The 15564-nt window shown below is 46.2% G+C and carries 15 protein-coding genes; 3 read left to right on the top strand and 12 right to left on the bottom strand.

All coding sequences use genetic code 11. The annotated features are described in order from the left end of the window. Positions 1-39: 39 nt before the first annotated feature. The 3 genes from L5M49_RS11505 to L5M49_RS11495 all read left to right on the top strand — a co-directional run bounded on the left by L5M49_RS11505 (position 40) and on the right by L5M49_RS11495 (position 1281). Positions 40-258 (top strand): hypothetical protein, encoded by a 219-nt coding sequence (locus L5M49_RS11505; protein WP_263181532.1) that lies wholly within the window; start codon positions 40-42, stop codon positions 256-258. 41 nt (positions 259-299) lie between these two features. Next, positions 300-668, top strand: a complete 369-nt coding sequence (locus L5M49_RS11500) for an SMI1/KNR4 family protein (protein WP_028761011.1) — start codon at positions 300-302, stop codon at positions 666-668. 187 nt (positions 669-855) lie between these two features. Continuing rightward, positions 856-1281 (top strand): SMI1/KNR4 family protein, encoded by a 426-nt coding sequence (locus tag L5M49_RS11495; protein WP_131523523.1) that lies wholly within the window; start codon positions 856-858, stop codon positions 1279-1281. A gap of 991 nt (positions 1282-2272) precedes the next feature. Here L5M49_RS11495 and xthA read toward each other — a convergent pair. The 12 genes from xthA to trpB all read right to left on the bottom strand — a co-directional run bounded on the left by xthA (position 2273) and on the right by trpB (position 15491). After that, entirely contained in the window at positions 2273-3085 is an 813-nt protein-coding gene (gene xthA / locus L5M49_RS11490) for an exodeoxyribonuclease III (RefSeq protein ID WP_263266105.1), read from the bottom strand. Beyond that, entirely contained in the window at positions 3085-3384 is a 300-nt protein-coding gene (locus L5M49_RS11485; RefSeq protein ID WP_028761008.1) for a YciI family protein, read from the bottom strand. Before L5M49_RS11485 ends, xthA begins: the two co-directional genes overlap by 1 nt. Beyond that, positions 3384-3929 (bottom strand): septation protein A, encoded by a 546-nt coding sequence (locus tag L5M49_RS11480; RefSeq protein ID WP_028761007.1) that lies wholly within the window; start codon positions 3927-3929, stop codon positions 3384-3386. The genes L5M49_RS11485 and L5M49_RS11480 overlap by 1 nt, the downstream gene beginning before the upstream one ends. A 113-nt stretch (positions 3930-4042) precedes the next feature. Next, complete coding sequence (gene fhuF, locus L5M49_RS11475) at positions 4043-5113, bottom strand: siderophore-iron reductase FhuF (RefSeq protein WP_263266104.1); 1071 nt, start codon at positions 5111-5113, stop codon at positions 4043-4045. Between the two features lie 123 nt (positions 5114-5236). Then, a complete protein-coding gene (locus L5M49_RS11470) occupies positions 5237-7441 on the bottom strand; it encodes a TonB-dependent siderophore receptor (protein ID WP_263266103.1) in 2205 nt (734 codons plus the stop codon). Between the two features lie 84 nt (positions 7442-7525). Beyond that, entirely contained in the window at positions 7526-9454 is a 1929-nt protein-coding gene (locus tag L5M49_RS11465; RefSeq protein WP_263266102.1) for an IucA/IucC family protein, read from the bottom strand. A 9-nt stretch (positions 9455-9463) separates the two neighbouring features. Continuing rightward, on the bottom strand, positions 9464-10189 hold the full coding sequence (locus L5M49_RS11460; RefSeq protein WP_263266101.1) for a GNAT family N-acetyltransferase: 726 nt from the start codon (positions 10187-10189) through the stop codon (positions 9464-9466). Positions 10190-10191: 2 nt separating this feature from the next. After that, positions 10192-11706, bottom strand: coding sequence for a lysine N(6)-hydroxylase/L-ornithine N(5)-oxygenase family protein (locus tag L5M49_RS11455; RefSeq protein WP_263266100.1), 1515 nt, complete (start codon positions 11704-11706; stop codon positions 10192-10194). Between the two features lie 733 nt (positions 11707-12439). Beyond that, positions 12440-12724, bottom strand: a complete 285-nt coding sequence (locus L5M49_RS11450; protein ID WP_263211476.1) for a DUF2798 domain-containing protein — start codon at positions 12722-12724, stop codon at positions 12440-12442. Positions 12725-12795: 71 nt separating this feature from the next. After that, entirely contained in the window at positions 12796-13227 is a 432-nt protein-coding gene (locus tag L5M49_RS11445; RefSeq protein WP_105252115.1) for a glycerate kinase, read from the bottom strand. Between the two features lie 246 nt (positions 13228-13473). Then, a complete protein-coding gene (gene trpA, locus L5M49_RS11440; protein ID WP_263266099.1) occupies positions 13474-14295 on the bottom strand; it encodes a tryptophan synthase subunit alpha in 822 nt (273 codons plus the stop codon). A 5-nt stretch (positions 14296-14300) separates the two neighbouring features. After that, on the bottom strand, positions 14301-15491 hold the full coding sequence (gene trpB / locus L5M49_RS11435) for a tryptophan synthase subunit beta (RefSeq protein ID WP_105252117.1): 1191 nt from the start codon (positions 15489-15491) through the stop codon (positions 14301-14303). Positions 15492-15564: the final 73 nt, after the last annotated feature.

Below are 15564 nucleotides of genomic sequence, written 5' to 3'. Positions count from 1 at the left end.
TATCTAAATTGACGGTCATAGATTTCAGGGGAGAAAGTTATGTCTGAAAATGTCCTTTTTTGCGGAGGGTATTTCACTGTGGTTGGCGGTGGAAATCTGTGTTTTGTAAAAATAGAATTTGGGGAAATTGATGGTTTCTATATGGCTGATTGTGTTAACCTTTATCGGAAATATTTAAGAAAAATATCAAGCAATTTTAAATTGTTTGTTGATGATAAACGTTCACTAGAGTATCACTTGTTCGCCTCGGTCAATTAAAATTGGCTTGGGACGCCGCTTAACGTTAGGCAACAATAATTATGAATAACGATCCATTTCGAAACCCGACAGATACCGAAATAGCCAGCGCTGAAAGCAAACTGGGCATCAGTTTTCATGACGACTACCGATCATTTTTGAAGTCTGGCAGCGATGTTGCAAACGCTACCTTTGAGCCTGCGGTAATTTTACCCGGCTCTGGCCATCTTGATATCTTTGACATTGCTGAAACAGCCTGGAATGTCATGGGTCTTCCAAGAGACCTTTTGCCATTCATCGAGGATAATGGCGACTATTTCTGCATAGCAAAGACGGGTGAGATAATTTATTGGTCTCACAACGGCAGCACTAAGGAAGAATGGCCGAATCTTTCTGCATGGCACAAGCAGGTTTGTGTAGACCTTGAGTAACTGTGATAGCCTAAATAGTGGTTCAAATCGTTCGCTCCGCTCTCAGTGATGGGTTAAAGCCTGCCCCTTAGCCAAACGTTAACCCATACAAGCATTTAAAGCGGGACTGCTAACAGTTTGCTCGACTTCGCTTCGCTACACAATTTTAGCAAACGATTATCAGCCCCTTAAATGGGCGTTAAGCATTATGAGCAAATATCGAGATAAATTCGAATATCCGGAAAATCCAGCAAGTGCTGAAGAAATTCAGGCTCTTGAGAAATGGTTAGGAACAGATCTTCCGAGTGAGTATAAGAAGTTCTTGCTTGAAACTAATGGGGCAGAAACTCCGATTGGCGTGCAAGAACCAGATGACTCAGTTGTGCTCTGGAGCGCTAAAGAGATATCCGAATTAACAGAAGCCTATTGCTACGAGCAATACTTGCCTGGGTTGGTTGCTATTGGTTCAGATGGTGGGGGAGAGTCAATTGTCTTCGATACCACACATAATATAAGTTCAGAAGACTGGCCAGTTTATAGGGTACCTTTCGGCGATTTAACGAAAGAGTCTATGGTATTGTTGGCGGAAAATTTCAATGAGTGGGTTTCCAGTGGTTATTCGCTCAAGTTCTAAAATGTTTAACAAGGCCAGTCAATCTGACCTCCGTAAACTGTCTTCTTTTTTGCAAAAAGACGTAAAAAAGCTTCCAACTCACTCCGGCAGTTGCTGGCGGCGTTATGTTTAAAGCGGTAGAAATTAGAAAGAGGGCATCAATATGTCAGGAGAGCGAATATCGGGTGATGGAGAACGAGAACGATGTCCTGTACATGGGCATACGAGAAGGCTATCTAGCAAAGAAATTAATGAGATTAAGCACGCTGTAGAAGTTGCTAACTCACAAGCTAAACGTAAGGGCGTTACACCTAAAGATCCTCAAATTGGTCTTTTCAGTTGTAAATGTAATTGCTTCTATGTGAAAGTTGAATAATGGTCCATCAATATGTTGATAGTATTATTAGAATTCGAACATAACAAATTGCTGCATCTGACATTTTTCCGTTCCTTCTTTTTTGTTTGATAACACAAAAGCTTCTACTCCAAAAATGCAGCTGAGCAAGGCGTTACACCATAGAAATTTCTATGCGAAATTCACCTGTTATAGCTGATGACCTAACACGCTTTTGTCCCAAAGCATGCTACGTATTTCTTTAAAACAAACAGGTTTTGCCGATGCTAAACAGGTGAGCGATGGTGATTAGCTAGACGACCGTCCGGCACATGGCCGCTCTTTGGCGTCCATGCCATCGCGGCATTTGTGAATCCTTTCACATCAGATGGGGCGGTCGAGCATCCACGGATGGACTGGCTGCGAGTCGACGAGCAAATACCATGGTAAGCATGTGTGAGTGGATATCAGCAAACGCTAAACTCCTCACAACTAAAATTATTGGTCCCAAAACACTCGTCTTCAAGACATATCTGTCCAAAAGTGAATTACGTTCAGTATCAAACCTGACTCATTGACCATTCATCGAACGACAAAGATAAAATATGTTTCGCCCATAAAAAAACATCGGCCTAAGCCGATGTTTTATATCTACTAAGATGATCGAACGTTAGCTAATTAAGCCTCTTTGAACGTGCTCCAAATGGGCGCGTGGTCTGAAGGTTTATCTATGCCGCGCAGATTGTAATCGACATCGGATTCGACTAAACGTGCTGCCAGTGAAGGCGTTGCTAAAATCACATCAATTCGCAGGCCGCGGTTGTCATCAAACCCTTTGCTGCGGTAATCGAACCAAGAATAACGTTCGATGCGCTCTGGATGTAATTGACGGAAAGTGTCGATTAAGCCCCAGTCTTGTAAGGTTTTCAACCACTCACGTTCTTCCGGTTGGAAGCTACATTTGCCGGTTTTCAGCCAACGCTTACGATTGACTTCACCTATGCCTATGTCTAAATCGGTCGGCGAAATATTGATGTCACCTATGATGGCGATATCTTCATCGTTGTTGTGATTTGTCTGCAAGTAGTGCATTAAATCCTGATAAAACTTACGTTTAGCAGGGTATTTTGTTGGGTGGTCTATGCTTTCGCCCTGGGGGAAATAGCCGTTGAACACAGTCAATGGACGACCATTCGCTTGGGTAAATGTGCCGATAATCATGCGGCGCTGGGCATCTTCATCATCGCTTGGAAAACCCTTTTGCAGTTTTTCTGGTGCGATTTTAGACAGCATGGCAACACCATAGTGAGCTTTACCGCCGTGGTAATGCACTTGATATTCCATGGCTTCGACTTCGGCTAATGGAAACGCCTCATCGTGCACTTTGGTTTCTTGCAGGCCGATAATGTCGGGCTGGTGGCTATCGATTAAGGCTTGCAATTGATGCAAGCGCGCCCGCAGACCATTGATGTTAAAGGACACTATTTTCATTAAGGCAGGACTCGTTTAAAGGGTTTAACCACAACACTTTGGTAAACGCCCGCTTCGATATAGGGATCGGCATCGGCCCAGTGTTTTGCAGCCACTAAGGATTCAAAATCTGCGACAACCAGTGAACCACTAAAGCCTGCATCACCAGGGTTTTCACTGTCGATGGCTGGGTGTGGGCCAGCGATCAGTAAACGACCTTCATCGGCGAGGGCTTGCAGGCGAGCTAAATGGGCTGGGCGTGCGGCTAAACGTTTTTCTAAACTATTCTCAAAATCTTGAGCTGAAATCATATACCACATTATTTGAGTTCCTTGCGTTGATCTTCGGGAAGGTGTTTATAAAGATAAAATACGGTCAGGACAGTATTAATTAAGGTTAAAGCGGTTAAACCAAACACTTTAAAATTGACCCAAGTTTCTAATGGCAAACTAAAGGCGACATAAATATTGACTAGGCCACAAGCGGCGAAAAAGATCACCCAATACCAAGTTACGCGAGCCCAAATTTTGTCGTCTACTTGCATTTCTTTGCCTAACATCGACTTTAATATCGATTTATTGAGCAATTGACTGACACCTAAGGCGATGGCAAATAAACTATAGATAATGGTCACTTTCCACTTGATAAAAGAATCATCGTGAAACACTAAAGTGAGTGTGCCAAACACTGTCACCATAGCAAAGGTGATTAAGTGCATCTTTTCAAGTTTCTTATATAGCGCATAGGTCACGATCAATTGAAGCGCTGTGGCTGCGATCAATGCGCCGCTGGCGATATAAATATCGAAAAATTTATAAACGGCAAAAAAGATGACGAGGGGCAGGAAATCAAGCAGTTGTTTCATAAATAATCATGTTAAAGAGACGTGGGCTTGAGTGTAGCATGTGCAACATAAGGGCAAAAGCACCATGGGCCTAGGATTGCGATCTTGCCCATTAAATGGGTTTAATGGGCAAGTTAGACTTGTGCCTGTTTGGTTGCGTTTGTCTTAGCGTTAGGGCGACTTAGTAGTGGGCAATCGTGGCATTGGCCAGTGTTGGCGAGTTGATACCTTAGGCAGCAAGTACGCCGAATGCAGTGGATGTTTGTGCTGCCTTCTTTGGGTTCAACAATCAAATTGATGCTGTTATACAGTGGATTTTGGGTGCCATCAAAAAAGGTCGTTCTGCGAAACAGAGCTTGCTTAAGTTGCTGACTTTGTTGCTGAGATAATCCCAACTCTCCTAGATACCAGTGGATCAGATAGCCTAAGTGACTCCAATATAATTTAGCGGGCACGGGGCTCAAAGTGAGTAGTCGCTCAACACTCGGTTGCAGTAAGTTTAAGATAAGGCCTTGTAGGGCGAGTTCTTTATCAACTGGCGGCTTATATGAGGTTAATGGCGAGTGTACCTTAGTGTCTGTCTTGAAACTTGGCTTAGTGTTTATTTGGGAAAGTGGTTCGATGCCGTGGTGTTTTTTAAAGGTCAAAGCGGTATTTGGCTGTTGCTTTGTTATTTTAAATTCAAATTTTGCCACTCGGCCACTGGCGTGTACCTGCATAAAAACGGACTGTGGCTGCCAGTGAATAGGCTCGAAATCGGCTTTTTTTGCGTTAAAAATCCACTCCATCACAGGCGGAACTAAAAGGCCAAAATACCATTGACCCCAAAGTGAATGCAGCGCTTTGCGAGTGTCTTCTCTACTGGCCGTAGCGCTTTTACTGACCAAAGCGTGCGCTCGGCTGGTTGCAGCTGTTTTACTAACCTCGGTTTCATCTTCAGTTATAGCTTCAGTTTCACTCTGAGTTTCTGCGCTAGGGTGTGCGATGGCAAAACGTGCAATGAGTTTTTGATAAGTATCGACGTTACTCCATTCATCAAAACTGAGCCCAGTAGTGGACTGCGTTGCGCGAAGGTGCTCGCCATAGAAGGGTGCCCGTTGATGTAACAGCTGATTGAGTGACAAAATAGTTTGATTCAACGCGTTGTGGCTTGGCGAGATATCGCACAATGTTTGCAGTCTGGTGTCTCTCCGTTGGCTTGCCATAGTGACTCCTTAATGGCTGTGATTGATTGCCGCGGTTATCGATAAGTCCATGTAAATGATTACCTTGCGAGCCCAAGATTTGGGCTCACAAGGTTTTTCGAACGATCTCAATATAAATCTGACTTAGAAGCGATAGTCCAAGGTTAAGCTGGCACTTCGCGGCGTACCGTATTGGAATTGACTATATTGACCGACTTGGCTGTAGTAGCTTTTATCTAAGGCGTTGTGCAGGTTGGCGCTGAGCTTAAGTTGCTCGGTGAAGGCGTAACTCGCCATTAGACTCGCTAGCGCGTAAGAGCCTTGCTCGACTTCGACTTTGCCAAGTGGCGAATTAACTGTTTGGTAGACGCGGCTCTGCCAGTTAACCCCCGCACCTATTTGCAATTTATGCCAATCACCGCCAAAGGTATAAGTGGTGAAGAGTTTTAACTGCTGACGTGGTGACGTGGTACTGATACGTTTGCCTTCAGGATCTTCGCTAGTGAACTGGGTGTAACCTAAGTAAAGATTCCAGTCATCAGTGATTTTACCCGTTGATTCAAATTCGAATCCCTGTGTTTTTGTACCGTTTACGCCTTCATACACTTGCGTTGTTGTTCCTGGGATCACATCGCCAGTGCTGACTCCGACATTGTCTTGTCTGATCTCAAACACCGACAGCGACATATCTAAAGCCTCATCGAACAGGCTCGCCTTAATCCCGCCTTCGTAGTTTTTCCCTTTGACCGGATCTAGATAGCTTTTATCGATTTTTTGCTTAGTTTGCGGTGCAAAAATATCCGTATAACTGGCATAGAGCGAATATTGCTCGGTCAGGGCGTAGGTGAGGCCGAAGTAAGTGGTGAGTTCGTTGCTGATGTTGAAATCGTAGCGGCTGCCAAAGTTATCTTGGTCGGTTTCCCACTCATTGAGGCGTAATCCGACGAGGACAGCTAACGCGTCGCTGAGATTAAGCTGAGTCGCTACATAGGCTGCACTCTGTTTGGTTTCGCCAAATGAACCCGTGGTATAGGTTTCCTTCCATTGAGGTTTTGGATATTGGAAGTTCGGATCGCGAAAATCCCCCAAAGGCGGTACTGCCGCAGTGGGATAATAGTAGGGATTGGCGAACTCTTGGCGTTGGCCATTCCAGCCAAACATCAATTGATGTTCCTGACCAAAGAGTTGGTATTGTCCTTCGGCGCGCAAATCCACATTGTGTTGGGTGCGACTGCCGTCGACATAGGCGATAGAGCCTGCAGTGGCGCCGATATTGGTTACAGGATCAGGATATCCCGTGGCCCATAGTACATCGAACTCCAATGAGTTATCGCCGTAGGTGTAAGTCCCTTTTAGGTTCCAACCGTTATCTAATCTGTGTTCGAGACTCGCAAAGGTGTTGAGTCCTTGGGTATGCGCCGAGCCCCAATCGGGCGCCGTTGAAGTGGCACGATCATAATTAGTGCGACTGCCATCGCTGTAAAATAGCGGTAAACCGCCCGACATAGTGCCGCTCGGCGTAGCATCTTGGTAATCGACACCAAGGGTGAATAAGGTGCTATCACCAATATCGGTTTCGACTATGCCGTATAGCGTTGTGCGCTGCTGCTCGTACCTGTCTTGGAATGAATCCTTATCTTGATAGGCGGCGACCACGCGACCGCGCACAGAACCAGAATCATTTAAGCCGCTGGAAACATCGACCATACCGCGCACATTATTCCATGAGCCCACACTTAACGAGGTGTTGCCCATAAACTCTTGAGTCGGGCGTTTACGGATAAGGTTAATGGCCGCCGAGGGGTTACCAGCTCCCGTCATGAGGCCAGTCGCGCCGCGTACCACTTCTACTCGCTCGTAGATGGCTGTGTCGATCAGATTATCCCCATAGTTGAAGCGAGTATCGTAGGTGGTTGGCACGCCATCGTACAAAATGCTGCTCACGGCAATGCCGCGGGCACTAATACTGTATCTGTCGTTATCCATTGGGCGGGCATTGATCCCCGCGACGCTGGTCATGGCATCAATCACGCTATTAAGCTGTTGATCATTCATCATTTGGCGGGTGATAGACGTGACCGACTGCGGCGTTTCTAGATAGGATAAATCGAGCCCAGTTGCCGTGTTCATCGCTTGGGTCTTATAACGGTTGTCGTGTAAATCCTTAGCGCCAATGACATTGATGACTTCAATTTCTTTTTGGTGCTTTTTAGTCTTACTATCCGCATCGACAGTATCAGCTGTGGCATGGGGAACCGTGGCTAACATGGCTGAGCACAGCAATAGCTTCGGGTTAACGAGGGCTTGCCGACAGACGAGTGCGATGCTGGAGAGAGGAAAAGTCTTCATAATGTTGATCTTTAATTCCGTTTAGGTTGGGGGTTAAACAAGCTGGGCTAACATTGGCCCAGCTAAAGTTTCGGGGTTGGTGTGTTAACGTGCCTTTTGCTCAGCGTTGCTAAGCATAGGGTGCTTAAAGGCATGGCTTTGTCTAAAGGCCGCCAAGGGATTGTCGATGCCACCGGCGAAACGCAGGTTTTTCTCCCTGTCGGTGAGGTCTATCATTTGTTGGTTATTATTCAATTGGATACGATTGAGGCACGTACGTACAAAGCTGTCCTTAAACAGATCGTATTGGGCAAACTTGTCGGCCAAATGTGGATGCTGGGCTTGGTAATCACGTACATTGTCCGCCACTAGCTCCCAGAATTGGCTTTCACTGACACTGGTTTGCTCATCGAGCAGCGGTGCTAAATAGCGGAAAATACAGTCAAAAATATCCAGTAAGATGTAGTTAAGTTTCATCTCTTCTTCAAGGCTCACCGCAAGGCGTTTTACATCATCAGGTAGCGGCTTCGCGCCATTGAGTACCGCGACTTCTTCGCCTATGTCTTTCATCAAAATCTTGACTGGCACATATTCATCGAGTACTAAGATCAGGTTTTCACCATGGGGCATAAAGACCAGATCGTAGGCGAAAAAGGCATGTAACAGCGGCGATAAATACAGGTTTAAGTAGCGACTGACCCAATCCTTTGCTGGTAAGCCTGAGGCGGCTATCAAGGCTGCAATAAGGGCCTTATCTTCATGATCCGTATGCAGTAGCGCAGCCATGGTCATCAGATTTTGCTTAGGATCAATGTGTGGCAGTGGGCTTTCGCGCCACAGGGCAGAAAGCATTTTTTTGTAGGCACTATCTTGGGTGAGTGCCTGCTCGTAATAATGGTGGTGGTAACCTATGGCTGCAATTTCTTTAAGGATCACAAACCCTTGCTGAGTAAAGTAAGGGTCGCTTTCAACCAAGTTCGCCACCCACGCATTGATTTGCGGTGTGCAGCTCATGTAAAGGGGCGATAGACCACGCATAAAGCCCATATTTAGGATAGAAAGCGCGGTTTTGACATAGCACTTTTGCGGTGATGCAAGATTGAAGAAAGTGCGTATCGATTGCTGCACTTGGTATTGTTCGCTGCCTTCACCAAGGTAAACCAGATCGCCACGGGCGATGTCGCCGGCAAAGACGCGGGCGATTTTTTCGCGCCACTGCCAAGGATGCACAGGCATAAAGTAGAAGTCCTGTGGATCATGCTGCTGGGTTTTAAGATGCTGCTGAAAATCATCGAACTGCTGGCCAAGCTCCTTCTTTAATAATGCGTCGTGACTCAAGTTTTCGAGGGCGGCAAACGTGGTTTTGCTCTTGCGTACGCCAAGCCAGACTAACTGCATCGGCATCGCGCTTTCTGGGGCAAATTGACGGTAATCCTGCATATCAAAACCAATACGGCCGTTATTGGCAATAAACACCGGATGGCCCTCAGTCATGCCCGCTTCTATGCTCTGATAATCGGCTCGCGCCAGTGCGGCAGCGGGGATCGCCTGATGCGCTAACTTGTACGCCTTGCTGTAAAGAGTGCTGGTGATTTCTTCTAAATAGGTAGGCAGTAAGGTTTCGCTGATCCCTAAGTCATTTTTAAGGGAAATGATCAGCGACATCGCATCGAGGATTTGCTCTTGTCCTGCAAGTGAAACGCGGATGGAATCAGCATCGATAGCAAGATGATCGAGCTGATAGTGCCGCGCACTAAAATAATAAGTGCTGTCTTTGAGCCGCAGTTCATAGTGATTGAGCCCCGCTTTTTGCCCGTACAGGGTCGGCGTAATGAGCTTCTCGTGGGTGAATTCGCAGAGGATTTTCTTCACTAAATGACGATTAGCCGCTTGCCAATAGACGGGAGTCAAATGCTCCGGCATAGAAGTCGATGTTGTCGACAGCGCCGAGCTTTGTTGAGCACGTACTGCTTGATCATGATGATCTTGCGTTGGCAATGGGTTAATTAATAAGGCTTTTGTGGGTAAGTTCATCTAATTCACCTAAAGAGTCGATAATGTCATGGGAGAGATTGCAGATGCCGCGAGCGAGCTTGGCTTTGCTAGGGCTGGGCTTGCTAAGTTTGGCAGAGCAGACGTTGACTGATCTGAGCTTGGCAGGGCTGAGGTTGTTTGGGCTAGGCTCGTCAAAGAGGGCGTGCTCGATGGTCGAAGGCGCTGGGCCGCAGTGCAAAATCCGAGGAAAGCAGCTTTAGTGTTTAACTGAATCGCTTTTTCATAGCGAATGCCTATCAGGCTATTTAAGCGATGAATTTTGCTATTAAGTTGATCAGGTTCAACCACGAGGCGATTAAAGGCCAGTTTTTCAAGCACGAGCTGCGCTATCGCATCCATCACCTCCAAGGATAAGCCGCTGACGGGTTTGCCATCGGGCGGCGCGATAATCAGATGCATACCACAATCACCCGGCGCAACACGATAGTGCTGGCCGACTTCATCGTGGACGGGATCGTAGAGTTCCACCATAAATAGCGCTTTGGCCTGCCATTCACCTATCAAGGCAAACTTGTGTTCTGTTGTTGCTAACAGATTTTTTATGGCATCAAGGTTCAAGTCCTGCATACCCCAAAACTTGGCGTAATCTTGGTTAAACCAAGACTGTAGTGTTGGAATGTCTTGTGTAAGGTCTAACGCTCTGAATTGGAAACCATTAATGCTCGAAATAGCGGATAGTTGCGTTAAACAATGGTTGCTAAATTGGCTTGCCATTATTATGCCTCCTGGTTCGGCGCCATTAAGACCGGCATATTGGTTCCCGCGCCTGAACTCACGGTTGAACTTGCGCCAGAACTTGGAATCTTGGTTGGAGGGATAGTTTGTGGCGCATCAACTTGAGTTTTTCTGTGCGGCGCCTTAGAAAAATGTCTTGGATTAAGATCCAGCGTGTTAATTGCATTGGCGCCGCAGGGCTGATGACTGGCAAGTTTGGCCGGATCGAAGGTTTGAAACGCGATATGTTCCTCAATGTGGTAGGGCGCATAACCGAGCACGGCTTTTAAGATGGTGCCGTTGCGATAACAGCCCATACCCAGATCTGGAGAGCTTATCCCATGGGTATGCAAACCGACATTCTGGACAAAAATATCCCCTCGAATATCTATGCTGTAATCACGCTGCACGCTAAGTTGTCCGGCGTCATCGAATTCGACTTGTTGCTTAATACCACTGATAAACTCGGGTAAACGATAGTGGTAACCTGTGCCTAAAATAACGGCGCCCGTTTCTTGCTCAAAGGTGTGATTTTTTTCATTGTGGTGGAAATGCAACTTGAGCATATTGGCTTGGGGCTCGATATGAGTCAGCGCCGCATTCGTCATCAGTCGGCATTGAAAATCGGCCAATAGGCGCTTTTGATATAACAAATCGTAAATGTCGTTTATCAGCTCAGAATTTATCCCTTTGTAGAGCTGTTTCTGGCTGGCGATCAGTGAGCATCTTTGATTAGGGGTCAACTCGTGGAAGTAATCGACATAATCTGGCGAGGTCATCTCTAAAGTAAGCTTGGTATATTCCAAGGGATAAAAACGCGCTGATCGTGTCATCCAATTGAGTTGATAACCATAGGTATCAATATCTTGCAGTAGATCGTAAAACACTTCCGCCGCACTCTGGCCACTACCAATTACTGTGATGGCACTCTGACTCTGCAGGTAGGTTTTTTGCTGCATATAACTGGCGGTATGCATGACCCGTGCATCTTGGATTGGGCAATCTTTTGGTAGATAAGGTTCAGTGCCAGTGCCTAGCACTAGCTTTCGGGATTGATAGGTATGGGTTTTACCACTGCGCCTATCAAAACCTGTAACTCGATAAATACTTTCACCTGCGTTGTAATCCACTTGAGTGACCTTAAAACCAAATTTAAGGTTGCTGAGTTGTTGGCTCACCCATTGGCAATACAAGTTGTATTCGTGGCGAGGTAAAAAGAAATTCTCACGAATATAAAAGGGATAAAGCCTGCCCGTTTGCTTGGCAAAATTAAGGTAACTGTAGCGGCTGGTGGGATCGGCCATAGTCACCAGATCCGACATAAAGGGTGTTTGCAATCTTGAGGATTTGAGTAGCATGCCTGGATGCCAGTCAAAACTGGTTTTAGCATCTAAAAATAAGCAGTTAAAGCCGTCAATAGGTTCTGATAAGGCGGCGAGGCCAAGATTGAATGGGCCAATGCCTATGCCAAGTAGATCAAAGATTTCGCGATCCATTTCCCTTTGCTGTGTACTCACTTACGCCTCCTTGGCAACATGCTACTGCGCGTTGCCGATCCAGTAATCAGTTACCTAAGGACACAAATCAAAGTGAATGCGGTTATCAAAATAGACTGTTTGGCTATTTATCTTGCGTTGATCAACTCGCTATTTTTAGCTCAGTCCTTAGGCCATTTCCTGCTGTCTCTGTCCCGACAACGGTAGGTAAATTAGCATGTGAAAATATTCAAATGCAAACCATTCTCATTTGAGTGGGGCTGTAGGTTAATACTTTTAACTGATAAATAAGGGGGGCGGATACGGTTAATGGTACAAATAAGTAAATGATAAAGGGGTGATAATTAGGCAGCGTTTTGGGGATATATCATTTAGGGTTTTACGAGCTCTATTTTTATAAAAGATATAAATACAGTGGGTTACATTAATGCTTGAGTTGGTTCGAGAGCAGAGGAAAATTGATTTAGGTGGGAGTCATGTCATCCTTATACAATAAACATAGGTGCCGCTAAACGGTCAGTGTAAATCCATTGTAAAGCGTGGACAGGAGGCTCAATGAGCGCTTTGATTTAATACGATTGGTATGGTGTAGGTCGTACTGTTTTAGTTTAAGTGAATATGGGCAGGGTAACAGATCGAGCAATTATCGATGTAATTTTTAGTCGCTGTACGCATAAGAGAAGGAGTTCAAGATAAAGCCGTCCTAAAACGGCTTTGAAATAAAATAGTTAAATCGGAAGATTAAGTCGTAAAACTAGCGTAAATCGACAAAATGAGCTGTGATTTTACGCACCAAAGGTAACACCATCAGCAGTGTCGGAAAGGCGACAACCCATGAGATCAGCCAAGCGCCGAGCCAGAGTTCGAGAAATTGCGGTGAAGCGCCAACGCCATTGAAAGTGCTGATCCCAGAAACGATACAACTCATGAGAATAGAGAGAAAAAATGGCATCACCACAGTGGCATACTTGGCCGGTAATTTGGGTGTTCCCAAAAAAGTACGGGGTTTGTTATCGGGTAAAGATTTAGAAACGGTCATCGGATCCTCTAATGGATATGTATCAGGCGAATGATTTGTTACAGGCTAGCACTATACCTTTTTTTATCGACTTAATTCATCCAATTTGTTACCCAAAGTTCGCCTGTTACATTAACCCAATGGCCTAGCGAGATAGGGGATTTTCCCAGTTCATTATCAAAGGGGAGCGGTAGATTTGATTGCAACAGGTAAATTGTATCTTCGGGTGTTTGGCTGATGTCGATGATTTGTCCCGAAGCTTCAAAGTGACAGTTATGCAACGGGAATTTCAGATGCTGGTGTGGCGTTTGTTTAATCATATCAGCTTGAAGACTGGCACTTGCTAATCGGCCAAGCAATTCAACTGTGACCCATTGGTTAACCGGAAAGCGAATTTCGGCCTGCTGATCGCTACCTTGGTAGTAAAACCAAATTGGCGCACCATTATCGCATTTACCTGCAACTTCACCTTCAAAACCACAGCCCCAAGGCGTTAATTCGAGAATATAGATCCGATACTGCATAAAAAGTCCGTTTTTCTTCGATAGGGCATTCTATCGAGGAACTGTGACTAAATAAATACGCTGTCAGTGTAGTACTGGGTGAGTGTCAGTATTGCCTTGATAGATTATGTTTGAGGGAGATAAAGGCTGAATAAACATAGAGCTTGGTAAATATAAACAAAATAAGCGAGGCGATGAGTCTACCTCACTTATTTTATTTGTAATTGAATTCTTGATTTATATTGGATTATTTAAATCAAGACTCGCTTAGGTTGCAGCCTTCATTGCGCGAGTAAATTCCCCAAGCGTTGCAAGTAGCTTAACTTCATCGTGCTGGTGGGTTTCGATAATTTTTACTACGGCAGAGCCAGAAATCGCCCCCGCAGCGCCCGCTTTGATGGCGGCGCTTACCTGTGAAGGCTCGGCAATACCAAAACCGAGGAGCGGTGGTGGGGCGTTAAAGGTTTTTAATTTAGATAAAATTTCCTCTACCGGCACGCCAGCTTTCGTGTCTGTGCCTGTGACTCCTGCGCGGGATAAGAGATAGGTGTAACCTTCACCACTTTTACTCACTTGCTCCAGGGTTTCACTGTCAGCATTGGGCGGCGCGATAAAAATCGGCGCAATACCATGGGCTTTAGCGGCTTCGCTAAAGGGCGCTGATTCTTCCACTGGAACATCGGCGATAAGTACTGAATCCACACCCGCTTGCTGCGCTTTGGCGTAAAACGCATCTATGCCGTTAGCAAACACCAAGTTCGCATACAGCAGCAAACCGATTGGAAGTTCAGGATATTTAGCGCGCACTTGCGCCAGTAATTCAAAACACGCCGTTGGAGTTGTGCCAGCGGCTAAAGAACGCAGGTTAGCGCCTTGGATCACAGGGCCATCGGCCAAGGGATCGGAAAACGGAAAGCCCAGTTCTAAGGCATCGGCACCGTTTTGCACTAAGGTATCGATAATTTTTAGCGATAACTCAGGGCTAGGATCACCAAGGGTGACGAAGGGGACAAAAGCGCCACGGCCTTCGGCGTTGAGTCTGGCAAAGGTGGCTTGGTAACGGCCAGTGTTGGTAGACGTGTCACTCATGTTTATTATTCCTCTTTACCATTCAAAATGTCAGAAACGGTGAAAATATCTTTGTCGCCACGACCGGAAAGATTGACCACTAAAATGGTTTCTTTGGTGCACTCGCGCGCCATTTTGACGGCATAGGCGATAGCATGCGCCGATTCTAATGCGGGGATAATCCCTTCACAGCGCGCCAGTTGTTGGAAGGCTTCTAAGGCTTCATCGTCGGTAGCTGATTCATAACGGGCGCGGCCTGTGGCATTAAGATGCGCGTGCTGCGGGCCAACGGAGGGGAAGTCCAATCCGGCTGAAATCGAGTAAGATTCTTCGATTTGCCCTTCGCTGTCTTGCATCAAAGGCGCTTTCATGCCGAAGAAAATACCAGTCTTACCGTGTTTAAGCGGCGCGCCGTGCATTGGCGTGTCTATGCCTTTACCCGCAGGTTCGACGCCAATCAGTTCGACACTTGGTTCGTCGATAAAGTCAGCAAACATGCCGATAGCGTTGGAACCGCCGCCAACACAAGCGATAACAGCATCGGGCAGTCGACCTTCACGTTCCAGCATTTGCTTCTTGGTTTCTTCGCCAATAATGCGTTGGAATTCACGCACTATGGTTGGGAACGGATGTGGCCCCGCAGCTGTGCCTAGGAGATAGTGGGCCTTTTCGTAGCTGCCAGACCAGTCGCGCATCGCCTCGTTACAGGCATCTTTTAGGGTGGCAGAACCTGAGGTGACAGGGATCACTTCCGCACCCATCAAACGCATTCTAAATACGTTAGGTGATTGGCGCGCAACGTCTTTCGCGCCCATATAGACTTTACATTTTAAGCCTAATAGCGCGCAGGCAAGGGCGGTGGCAACGCCGTGTTGTCCTGCACCGGTTTCGGCAATAATTTCTTTTTTACCCATGCGCTTAGCCAGCAGGGCTTGGCCTAACACTTGGTTGGTTTTATGGGCGCCGCCGTGGAGTAAATCTTCCCGTTTAAGGTAGATTTTCACCATAGGATTTGGGCTTAAATTGCGGGTTAAGGTCAGTGCTGTTGGGCGACCCGCATAGTTTTTCAATAAATCGGTAAACTCGGCTTTAAAGTCTTCATCTTCCTGCGCTTCCACAAAGGCAGTTTCTAATTGCTTAAGGGCTGGCACTAAAATCTGTGGCACATACATGCCGCCGTATTCGCCGAAATAAGGGTTAAGCTTTAACTTTGACATACCTTTTTCCTTATCTTATCAATCAGTTTGTCAGTGGCTTGATAGTGCTAACAGCGTCTTGGGGTTAACCGCA

The organism is Shewanella sp. SM74 (assembly GCF_025653725.1).
GTDB classification, from domain to species: Bacteria; Pseudomonadota; Gammaproteobacteria; order Enterobacterales; family Shewanellaceae; genus Shewanella; species Shewanella oncorhynchi.
Note: the sequence above shows the minus strand (reverse complement) of the source record. Positions and strands in the feature narration are given on the sequence as shown.

Excerpts from the sequence above, each read along its gene's own strand:
- L5M49_RS11505 (WP_263181532.1), top strand. The coding sequence starts at position 40 with ATGTCTGAAAATGTCCTTTTTTGCGGAGGGTATTTCACTGTGGTTGGC.
- L5M49_RS11500 (WP_028761011.1), top strand. The coding sequence starts at position 300 with ATGAATAACGATCCATTTCGAAACCCGACAGATACCGAAATAGCCAGC.
- L5M49_RS11495 (WP_131523523.1), top strand. The coding sequence starts at position 856 with ATGAGCAAATATCGAGATAAATTCGAATATCCGGAAAATCCAGCAAGT.
- xthA (WP_263266105.1), bottom strand. The coding sequence starts at position 3,085 with ATGAAAATAGTGTCCTTTAACATCAATGGTCTGCGGGCGCGCTTGCAT.
- L5M49_RS11485 (WP_028761008.1), bottom strand. The coding sequence starts at position 3,384 with ATGTGGTATATGATTTCAGCTCAAGATTTTGAGAATAGTTTAGAAAAA.
- L5M49_RS11480 (WP_028761007.1), bottom strand. The coding sequence starts at position 3,929 with ATGAAACAACTGCTTGATTTCCTGCCCCTCGTCATCTTTTTTGCCGTT.
- fhuF (WP_263266104.1), bottom strand. The coding sequence starts at position 5,113 with ATGGCAAGCCAACGGAGAGACACCAGACTGCAAACATTGTGCGATATC.
- L5M49_RS11470 (WP_263266103.1), bottom strand. The coding sequence starts at position 7,441 with ATGAAGACTTTTCCTCTCTCCAGCATCGCACTCGTCTGTCGGCAAGCC.
- L5M49_RS11465 (WP_263266102.1), bottom strand. The coding sequence starts at position 9,454 with ATGAACTTACCCACAAAAGCCTTATTAATTAACCCATTGCCAACGCAA.
- L5M49_RS11460 (WP_263266101.1), bottom strand. The coding sequence starts at position 10,189 with ATGGCAAGCCAATTTAGCAACCATTGTTTAACGCAACTATCCGCTATT.
- L5M49_RS11450 (WP_263211476.1), bottom strand. The coding sequence starts at position 12,724 with ATGACCGTTTCTAAATCTTTACCCGATAACAAACCCCGTACTTTTTTG.
- L5M49_RS11445 (WP_105252115.1), bottom strand. The coding sequence starts at position 13,227 with ATGCAGTATCGGATCTATATTCTCGAATTAACGCCTTGGGGCTGTGGT.
- trpA (WP_263266099.1), bottom strand. The coding sequence starts at position 14,295 with ATGAGTGACACGTCTACCAACACTGGCCGTTACCAAGCCACCTTTGCC.
- trpB (WP_105252117.1), bottom strand. The coding sequence starts at position 15,491 with ATGTCAAAGTTAAAGCTTAACCCTTATTTCGGCGAATACGGCGGCATG.